The sequence below is a fragment of the Hespellia stercorisuis DSM 15480 genome (assembly GCF_900142165.1).
Taxonomy (GTDB): Bacteria; Bacillota; Clostridia; order Lachnospirales; family Lachnospiraceae; genus Hespellia; species Hespellia stercorisuis.
On the sequence record NZ_FQZY01000043.1, the window covers coordinates 1 to 8,725 of the forward strand.

Sequence of the window (8,725 nt, forward strand, 5' to 3'; positions counted from 1 at the left end):
CAATAACCTTTGTTGCCTCAGGGATGGTATTGGCGGGCTTACGGCCTTTGTTACCGTGTACAAAGTATTCTTTCCCTGATTTTGTGTAACCAGCAAGCATGCGGTTGATGTGGCGTACTGTGCAGCCAAGTGTAAGAGCAGCTCGTTCTTTGTTTGGACTTGGATGGTCAGCAAGCCCTTTAATCACTTCATATTTCTTTTGTTCGTCCATATCTAATATAACCTTTCTGATAATGAATTCCTCCTGTTCTAAATTATAAGCAGGAGTCAGTATACCATACTTGGGACATTTCCCCTTGTGGTATATAAGGACATTATCATAAATGGTTCATATCTGCGGAAACTCAGGGATAGTAAAACTTGACAAAATAGATCCCTGTAGTAATATATAAATAGGAGTAACTGTTCTGGAGGGTTACGAGAGGAAAAGAAGCCCCAAGGCAGACCGATGCATATAGCATGGGGATCTGCCCTGGGGCTTCTTTTTTCAGAGTAAATACAGCGTTTTTTCAGAGATATCTCGTATGCAGCCTGCAGGCTGGCGAGATTTAGAGAGGTAGTCGAAAACAACATGGGGGCGGAATATGAAAAATGTCAAAAAGACAACAGCGATACTCTTGTGTATCTTATTATTGGTGGGGACAGTCATACCTGTTTTTGCTGCGCAGACAACGACAAAAACAACGATTCGCGTGGGCTGCGTTGATATTGACAGTTTTTTAGTGCTGAACGAGGATGGAACGGCCTCCGGGTATGGTGCGGAGTATCTGGGGGAATTGTCCAAATACACTGGCTGGAACTATGAATATGTCAACGGTACCTGGAATGAATGTATGCAGTGGCTCAAGGAAGGTAAGATTGACCTGCTGCTCCCGGCGGAGTACAGTCCGCAACGCGCACAGGAATACAATTACAGCACCTTGGAATGCTTCATTGATTACGTTGCGTTTTTGACCCGGGCGGATGAGGAAGAACTGTATTTCGAGGATTATGATCATTTTGACGGTCTTGCCGTGGGTATGATCGAAGGAAATTTTTTGAATACGAAATTCGAGGAATTTGCTGCTCAAAAAGGCTTCCGTTATCAGACACAATACTATTCCACAATGAAGGAACTGAATCAGGGACTGGAAGACAAAGAAGTAGACGCTATTGTGACCGGCAATATGAGCATTGCAGAGAATCAAAAGCTGTTGGCAGAATTTGACTATATGCCCACTTATTTTATTACCCGCAAAAGTGATACAACGATACTGCCTGCGCTCAATGACGCCATGTATCAGATGAAACTGCAGACACCTAAATTTGCAATAAATTTAATGGAAAAGTATTATGGGGCGATAGCGCGGCAGATACAGAGCTTTTCCAAGGAGGAAACTCAGTTTATCGGACAGGCTGCGCCGGTCACGGTTGCCTGTGATGCCGATAATTATCCATTTTCCTGGTACGATTCTAAAAGCAGCAGCTTTAAGGGAATCGATGTGGATCTTTTAAAGCGCATTTCGGAAATTAGCGGCTTGACCTTTGAAATAAAGCAGACGGACTCTTTTAAAAAGGCCTGGGAGCTGGCAAAGATAGGCGAGGTCGCTCTGCTGACTGGGGTCTATGGGAATGATTCGATTTCCAAGCAATATCAGATGACATTCACAACTTCTTATATGAATGAATATCTGGTAGGCGTGGCCAAAAAGAACAGCATGATTACTTCCGGCATGAATGTTACTGCGGTACTGCTTTCCAATTTTGTCGGAAGCCAGGAATATATGAAAACATCGCATACAAACTGGACATTTTTGACTGCGGAATCGGTCGAGGAAGGCCTTGATCTGGTGGAAAGCGGCAAGGCGGATGTTATGTTTTTAAATTCCTATTTGATGCAGTCAGATAGTTTCCTGGATAACTATCCGGAGTTGGCAATTGCATCCACCAATATGGAATCGATACCGATTTCCTTTGGGGTAGCGGAAACGGCTGGAGGGGCAGGCCTACAGGCAGAATCAGAGACATCTGCGCAGATGCTCTATTCGGTCATAAACAAATCGCTGCTGCAGATAACGGAGGAGAATATTGACAAGTATATTGCCAATAATACCAATATCGAAGCCGCACCACTGTCGCTTGGCGGGCTGCTGCGAAGATATCCGCTGTTTTTTGTGGGTTTGGCAACGCTGCTTATCTTCGTAATTGCGGTGGTGGTGTCTTTGCTATACGCTGCCAAAATTCGCTCAAAGAAAAATGAAGTATTGGCACAGAAGAATGAAGAATTGCGCGAGGCAGTGACTTTGGCGGAAAAGGCAAATGCAGCCAAATCAGAATTTCTCTCCCGCATGAGCCATGAGATTCGAACCCCGATGAATGCCATCATGGGTATCACCCAAATTCTCCTGACAACCCCGTCCACCTCACTGGAAAGTCGGGAATATCTGACGAAAATGGATCATGCATCGGGGCATCTGCTGGCCTTGATCAACGACATTCTGGATATGGCCCGCATTGAGAGCCATAAGGTCATACTGGATCAGAAACCATGCACAATTGCAGAGTTTATTCCAATGGTGGATACCATTATCCGGCCGCTGGCAGAAGCGAAGGAGATTACCTATAACAGCAATGGGACAGACATCCCGTCGCAGGTATTTTTGATGGATAAGCTGCGGCTGCAGCAGGTTTTTATCAATTTATTAAACAATGCCGTGAAATTTACAAATCGGGGAGGCCTGGTAGAATTTGATGTTCGGAAATTATCCGAAAATGAAGACAAAGCTGCGATTCTGTTTATGGTACGTGATAATGGAATTGGCATATCAGAAGAGTTTCTGCCAAAAATCTATGATGATTTTGAGCGTGAAGAGGTGGGGCAGACCAGTGAACACAGTGGAACCGGTCTTGGTCTTGCCATTGTAAAAAATCTGGTATCATTGATGCAGGGAACCATCTCCGTAAAGAGCAAGGTCGGCGTAGGGACCGAATTCAGTGTGATTTTGTGTCTTGACAAATGCGGGGAGCCTGCCGGACAGACCGATCCGGAAGCTTTTGCACCCGAAATGCCGGGCATGACTTACCATTTTGAACATAAGCGCATACTGTTGGCGGAGGATCATCCGCTGAACGTAGAAATCGCTAAAAAGCTGTTGGAAAATGTAGGAATACAGGTTGAGACCGCAGCCAATGGACAGCTGGCGGTAGAGCAATTTGAAAAATCACCTCTTTACTACTATGATATGGTCCTCATGGATATCCGCATGCCGGTCATGGATGGACACCAGGCCACAGAGCAGATTCGCGGACTGGATAGAGCAGATTCACAGCTGCCGATCATTGCCATGAGTGCGAATGCTTTTGCCGAGGATGTCAGCGAATCACTCGCACATGGAATGAATGAGCATGTGACAAAGCCGATTGCTGTCGCAGCTTTGTATGAAGTACTGCAGAAATATCTGGGAAAATAAGCCCCTGCAGATAAGCCGTGATTACTGGCAGGAGCTGTTAGGCGATTATAAAAAAACGATAGAGCATGCCGGGATTGAATGGGTTCCGGGATGCTCTTTTGCCGAAAACATATTTTATCATTGCATTCCTGCCTTTTCTTGCTTTTTCATATTATAGAATTAAGATGGTATGACCTGTTTTGACCTACCATCTGAAAATATATCCGCTTAGACACGCACTAATTTAATTCTCCCGCATACCTTGTGTATAAGGGCAATTACATGAAGGGAGTGATACCTTGGCGAAGCCCACTTACTATCTCTGGAAGTCTGACTTTGAAACAGAAGAAGCTTTGTCACAAGAGAAAATGAAATACACCGCCATGGGTTTTCGTGTTGTTATATATCAAGATGGTATTAGCAAAACGAATATACATAACGGATTAAAGGAATTAATCAAAAATCATTTTCTTGATAATCTCCATTGACATATCCTTTTTTATGATATATCCCGTATTTACATAGTGCTTATAAACAAATTTCTATGAAGGAGAATATATATGAATGTAGGCTATGTTAGATTATCGAGAGATGATGATAAACGTAATTACATTTCCATTGAAAATCAAAAACTGATTATCAATCAGCACACTGCTTCTCAAGGGATTGCGATAGACCGCTGGTACGAAGATGATGGCGTATCAGGTTATAAATTTGACCGGCCGGGCTTTAACAATCTGATTGCAGATTTAGACAAGGATGTTGATACTGTTTATGTAAAGGATTTCTCTCGTCTTGGACGTCACAATGCAAAAGTATTACTGCTCTTAGACGAATTTCAAGAGCGTGGCAAACGGTTGATTGTAATCGATGATAATTATGATTCGTTCACCCCGGATGATGATGTGATAGGTATTAAAACATGGTATAATGAAAAATTTGTAAAAGACACCAGCAAAAAAATTCGGCGTGTTTTAGGCGCACGTCAGAAAGAGGGAACACTTTTGACACACGTACCATTCGGATATACCCGAAATAAAAAAGACAAAGAACTCATCGAAGTTGTGCCACTGGAAGCCAGGCAGATACGGCAGATTTATGAACTTTATATGCATGGGTGTGGATATCGCAAAATCGCAACATTTCTTACAGCAAACCATGTCCCGACACCCTCTATGATTCGCCGTCAAAGAGAACTTGAAGATGGAAAAATCAGCAAACGACATATTGCATCGGAATGGTCTGACGGTATGGTAAAAGATATTTTAGATAATGATTTCTACATAGGCACTTATCGTCTTCACAAACGCTCCAGAGCAACAGTTCATGGCAAAGACAAACGAGTACCAAAGGAAGAACAGTATATTTTTGAAAACCACCACCCTGCAATCATTGATAAGCTGACATTTGAACTTGTACAGGATATGAAAGAAAAAAGAGTTCGGAATAACTATCGAGGAAGTCATGGACAATGGGCTGGAAGTGAAATTCCCAATCCATTTGGTACTTGTCTATTCTGTAAAGATTGTGACAATCGGCTCACTCCAATTGTGCGAAAGACAACAAATGGGGAACGGAAATATTACATTTGCAGTACCTATAACAGCAAAGGAAAGCGACACTGTACAAAAGCACACTTGATAAATGAAAAAGATTTAATGGAAGATGTTGTAGGTTATATTCGTCTATGCCGAAACTCCTTGTGTGAAATGATTGCCACCTATGATTTGAAAGACTTTGAAACAGAAAAGAAATCTGTGGAAGTAAAACGAAAAGAGATTACCGAACTCAGTGACGAACAAAAAAAACAGTTAAAATCATTATTTGCCCAGAAAGTCAAAGATATAGCATCTCATGCGGACAATGAGGAACTGATTACAGAAAGCTATGAGGCTCTTCAAAATGATATTTTGGCACATATTCACGCTCTGGAACTACAATTGCAGGAATTAAACGAAACCACTTTAGAAACACCAAATGTAAAACAGAAATTATCGACTGCCCTTGAAGTTGTAGACAGCATCATTCAAAAAGGGACTTTAAACAGAAAAGATATTGAAATTCTCATCGAAAGAATTGAAGTCGATGAAAACGGTCTCCCCGATATTATATTAAAATACGGTCTATCTGGTTTGATTCAATACAGCCCAGCAGAGGAACTCAACAAACGTGAGAACGAAATCATTCTTGCTGCCATGAAACTGATTCGTGAAGATACAAGAGGTTTTACTTCTGCTAAATATCTTTCAACAAAATTAACAGATATCGGCTACAAAAAGTCAAAAAAATCTGTACTTCCTTATATACAGATAATGATAGCAAAGGGATTGATAGAACCTGCTGATAACACTTTAAAGCCTTATACAATCATCAAGACCAGAGAAGAAATTGAAGAATTGATTGCAAATTTCCTGAAAGGCATACCGTCTGACGCATCCTATGATACACATTTACATGGATATGGTGCAGGCAGGCGGTATGCCTGAAATGGTTTTTGAATTTATCCTGAAAGACCAGGGTATTGATCCAGCTAAGGATCTTTCAATTAACCAGAGTATCGATTTCGGTTCTACAGCCGCGGCTTTTGCTGGTGGGCAAGGGGATTTTACAGTTGTGAGAGGCGTAAACTACACCACCAAATTTATACCTGCGCGCCCGGGCTTTTTCTTTACCGAGCCTCACTTTTATCATCTATCCAAATTTTAATTGCTTCGATTCTGCGGCTCTCTCCGACACTTCCACGGAATGCTCCGATATCACTCGCTGTCGCGATGGTGCTCCATCCTTTGTCCTGCTCATGTACTTGGAATTTTAACACCCTGCCCGTCGGCAGGCCAGTGACTTCAAATTCAATCCCTTCCAGTCTGCGGCCCTCCCCTTTGGTTCCGATCACAGTAGTCGATTTGATATTTTCATACGTCTTATCACCGATATCCTGCACGTGTACTAGGACGTTCATCTTCAGATTTTCATAACCTTTTACTTTTCTCAAGACATCCACGTCAACGGTGATTGCTTCCAATCGTTTTGAGAACCCCGTAGTTCCAGCTACTTGTCCATCTCGAACTACCGAACAATCACCAATGTCTTGCACGTGGCCTGCATACTTCAGCCCCACTTTATTCTTTGCCATTCCGGGAATCTGTTTTGGTTTTACTTCGATCTTAGTCGGCGCACTTGTTGCTCCAGCATATGCGTCCCATGCCGCGGTATCACCATAAAACAAATCAAGATCCAGACACCCTCCCCAGTTTGCAAGGCAGCCGCTCGATGTATACTGTAACATCGCATATCCCGGCCATGCGCCGGTGCCCTCTCCATCGATCCATGGTTCTGTCTGATATCCAGTTTTATTATAATCCGGATATTGCGCCACCCACAATCCGTAATTAGCTGCAACTAAACTAGACCAATCCTGCTGACGCGTTACACTCATAGACATATAGATCATCGGTTTGACACCAGTTTTTTGTGTCACACGATCCATAAATTCTTTTGCATAGGCAACGTTTCCAAAATTTGGATTCTGGTCGGCCTCCCAGTCCAATACCAGAATCGCTTTCCCGATATAGCCCTGAATCTGATCAATGAAAAAATCAGCCTCTGCAACCGCACCACCGCCTCCTGCATAATGGTAAACACCAAGTTTTTTCCCTGCCGCCACTCCATTCTGGAATGCTCGGTCACAATCCGGATTCACATAACTAGTCCCTTGTGTAGCCTTAATGATAGCAAAATCACAAGGAACCGCACCAAGATCTATTCCTGCCTGATAACTTGCGATATCAATTCCATTCAACATAATAATTCCTTTCTGTGTGCGACGTCGCACATAACCTGCTGTTAACTACTTTCCGCTCTCATTTTCCCCGCTGTCATCAATTTTGTTTTTCAGTACTGCTATATACTTAATAAGCCACTCTGGAACATCTGCCCCCATCCTCCCTGCATTTTCTGTTATAGACAATAATTCATTAAGGATGTACCAGATGGAGATTGCAAGCCCAAAGAATGCGGATGCATGTATCTCAAACCCAAGTTTTCCACCGATCGTCATAATGATGTAATCCAAAACCATTGCTACAGCAATAATGCATATGTAGCCGAATTTCTTTAGAATCCCTTTCAGACCCTTCTTAGAGTTCCAACCATATTCCGGATTATCCGGATGATCTATCGCCTCCGCCTTGCTCGCCGCCATCCCGGTCAGATAATCCACTACCATCAAGAATAGCAAAACGCATAATATAGGAAATAAAATTCCTAATTTGTCACTGATCCACGCAACAACGCCAGCTAAAAACACCTGTATTGCTAAAAAATATTTTTCCATTTTATCCATAAACCTCATTCTCTTTCTGTGATTGTTTCTGTGTCTAGTATAGTAACATTTGCAAACAGGCTTGTCGCCGCATCCGGTGTCCACTTCTCCTGTGAAACATGATCCTGAATCACACGATATATGGTGCCATCGTATTTCACCCTGTTTCCTGTTTTGTACGTCACGCCATCCGCATTCCATTCGGGGAAAAGTTCCTTGTACTCCATTGCCATGCAGTCACTCATCTGCGCCGCATTGTCCTCAATCTGCTTTCGCAGCTCCTTGGCTCTTTCAACAACATCCATCATTACACCTCCTCTCCGAGTAGAATTTTCGCCGCCTTGACATAATCTGAATCTTTCGACATGGATCCGGTGGACGTCTCTCTTATATAGAAGTGCGTTGTCAGCGTACCATCCGGATTTATAACAATCTGCACTGAATCTATGCAGACTCCATGCATGGAGCGGATAACATCTTCTTTCTGCACAATGTCCACCTTATAAAGCTTATCCGGTGTAAGCATGTCCCAAGTTTCCATTAATTCCTCTTTTGTTTCGGACTTCACAATAATTGATCCAGATAACAAACTGTCTTCAATCTGCACTTCCGTTCCATCACTTAAAATCATTTTCATATAGCCATTCTCCTTCCTGTTTTCGGTAAAATAAAAGACCGCGTGTGCGGTCGTGCTCTGATTTCCATACGTTTTCTCCTCTGCTAGAACATTTTCGCTATCTGATCTTCTGTTAGTGTTCCGAGGTTCCAATTCCAAGCGGTTATGTTAGCTCGATTTACTAATACACCATTTATCTTGCATCCTCTGAATACGCCCGAATAATTAGTAACCTTACTTACATCCCAATTACTCAAATTCAAAACAGTTAAGTTTGAACAGTACATGAACATATCAAACATAATCGTCACGTTGCTCATATTAAAACCACTAAGGTCTATGGTTTTTAATGATGAACAA

7 protein-coding genes and 2 pseudogenes are annotated in these 8,725 nt (G+C 42.5%); 3 read left to right on the forward strand and 6 right to left on the reverse strand.

Features of this window, described 5'->3' with window-relative positions:
• A pseudogene (locus BUB85_RS13490) lies at nucleotides 1–211 on the reverse strand (ISNCY family transposase); the annotation flags it as partial.
• Nucleotides 212–584: 373 nt separating this feature from the next.
• Between BUB85_RS13490 and BUB85_RS13495 the strand changes: the two are divergent.
• The 3 genes and pseudogenes from BUB85_RS13495 to BUB85_RS22615 all read left to right on the forward strand — a co-directional run.
• Nucleotides 585–3,449 (forward strand): response regulator, encoded by a 2,865-nt coding sequence (locus BUB85_RS13495; RefSeq protein WP_073111401.1) that lies wholly within the window; start codon nucleotides 585–587, stop codon nucleotides 3,447–3,449.
• Between the two features lie 539 nt (nucleotides 3,450–3,988).
• Nucleotides 3,989–5,914 carry a recombinase family protein gene (locus BUB85_RS13505; protein WP_073111405.1) on the forward strand — a complete coding sequence of 642 codons (1,926 nt, stop codon included), beginning with the start codon at nucleotides 3,989–3,991 and terminating at the stop codon, nucleotides 5,912–5,914.
• Nucleotides 5,901–6,041, forward strand: a pseudogene (locus BUB85_RS22615) (ABC transporter substrate-binding protein); the annotation flags it as partial. The gene BUB85_RS13505 and the pseudogene BUB85_RS22615, both read left to right, overlap by 14 nt.
• Nucleotides 6,042–6,096: 55 nt before the next feature.
• On the opposite strand, the gene BUB85_RS13515 reads toward BUB85_RS22615, so the two are convergent.
• The 5 genes from BUB85_RS13515 to BUB85_RS22620 all read right to left on the reverse strand — a co-directional run.
• On the reverse strand, nucleotides 6,097–7,230 hold the full coding sequence (locus BUB85_RS13515) for a GH25 family lysozyme (protein ID WP_073111407.1): 1,134 nt from the start codon (nucleotides 7,228–7,230) through the stop codon (nucleotides 6,097–6,099).
• Between the two features lie 45 nt (nucleotides 7,231–7,275).
• Nucleotides 7,276–7,761, reverse strand: coding sequence for a phage holin family protein (locus tag BUB85_RS13520; protein WP_242945428.1), 486 nt, complete (start codon nucleotides 7,759–7,761; stop codon nucleotides 7,276–7,278).
• 14 nt (nucleotides 7,762–7,775) lie between these two features.
• Entirely contained in the window at nucleotides 7,776–8,057 is a 282-nt protein-coding gene (locus tag BUB85_RS13525) for a carbohydrate-binding protein (protein WP_143160732.1), read from the reverse strand.
• Nucleotides 8,057–8,386 carry a hypothetical protein gene (locus BUB85_RS13530; RefSeq protein ID WP_073111414.1) on the reverse strand — a complete coding sequence of 110 codons (330 nt, stop codon included), beginning with the start codon at nucleotides 8,384–8,386 and terminating at the stop codon, nucleotides 8,057–8,059. Before BUB85_RS13530 ends, BUB85_RS13525 begins: the two co-directional genes overlap by 1 nt.
• An 83-nt stretch (nucleotides 8,387–8,469) precedes the next feature.
• Nucleotides 8,470–8,725: BspA family leucine-rich repeat surface protein (locus BUB85_RS22620; RefSeq protein WP_143160734.1), on the reverse strand; the 256-nt coding region annotated here is incomplete at its 5' end.